The sequence below is a fragment of the Nonomuraea sp. NPDC050643 genome (genome assembly GCF_040654715.1).
GTDB lineage: Bacteria > Actinomycetota > Actinomycetes > Streptosporangiales > Streptosporangiaceae > Nonomuraea.
Genome location: NZ_JBFAIM010000156.1, coordinates 1 through 1,319 on the forward strand (window position 1 = coordinate 1; position 1,319 = coordinate 1,319).

The following is a 1,319-nucleotide window of genomic DNA, read 5'->3' on the forward strand; positions in this document are numbered from 1 at the left end:
TCAATGCCACGACTTCGGCGGTGTACTTGAGCCCCGCTACATTGTCGGCGCGGAATCACTTGACCAGTGAGCTATTACGCACTCTTTCAAGGGTGGCTGCTTCTAAGCCAACCTCCTGGTTGTCTCTGCGACTCCACATCCTTTCCCACTTAGCACACGCTTAGGGGCCTTAGTCGGTGATCTGGGCTGTTTCCCTCTCGACTACGAACCTTATCGCCCGCAGTCTCACTGCCACGCTCTCACTTACCGGCATTCGGAGTTTGGCTGACGTCAGTAACCTTGTCGGGCCCATTAGCCATCCAGTGCTCTACCTCCGGCAAGAAACACGCAACGCTGCACCTAAATGCATTTCGGGGAGAACCAGCTATCACGGAGTTTGATTGGCCTTTCACCCCTACACACAGGTCATCCCCCAGGTTTTCAACCCTGGTGGGTTCGGTCCTCCACCCAGTCTTACCTGAGCTTCAACCTGCCCATGCGTAGATCACTCCGCTTCGGGTCTACAGCATGCGACTCAAACGCCCTCTTCAGACTCGCTTTCGCTACGGCTCCCCCACACGGGTTAACCTCGCCACACACCATAACTCGCAGGCTCATTCTTCAAAAGGCACGCAGTCACATCACACGAGAACCGAAATCCTCGTAAGCTCCTACGGCTTGTAGGCACACGGTTTCAGGTACTATTTCACGACCCCTCACCGGGGCACTTTTCACCTTTCCCTCACGGTACTCGTGCACTATCGGTCATCAGGGAGTATTTAGGCTTACCAGGTGGTCCTGGCAGATTCACACAGGATTTCTCGGGCCCCGTGCTACTTGGGATCCCCTCAAGAAGCCCTCAAGATTTCGCCTACCCGGCTCTCACGGTCTACGGCGCCCCTTCCCAGAGGCTTCAACTATCTCGAAGGTTTATCACTTCTTGTGATCTCGGCAGAAACCACCAGAGAGTCCCACGACCCCGGACATGCAACGCCTGCCGGCTATCACACACGCCCGGTTTAGCCTCATCCGCTTTCGCTCACCACTACTCACGGAATCACTCTTGTTTTCTCTTCCTACGGGTACTGAGATGTTTCACTTCCCCGCGTTACCACCAACCGCCCTATACATTCAGGCGGAGGCAACACCACATGACTGGTGCTAGGTTTCCCCATTCGGACATCCCCGGATCAACGTCTGGTTGGCGACTCCCCGAGGCTTAACGCAGCCTCCCACGTCCTTCATCGGCTCCTGATGCCAAGGCATCCACCGTGTGCCCTAAAAAACTTGGCCACAAAGATGCTCGCGTCCACTATGCAAATCTCAAACAACAAACAGCG

Annotated in this window: 1 rRNA gene; it reads right to left on the reverse strand. The window is 55.3% G+C overall.

The features are described 5' to 3' along the window. Positions 1–1,272, reverse strand: a 23S ribosomal RNA gene (locus AB0I15_RS66605); the annotation flags it as partial. Between the last annotated feature and the right edge of the window lie 47 nt (positions 1,273–1,319).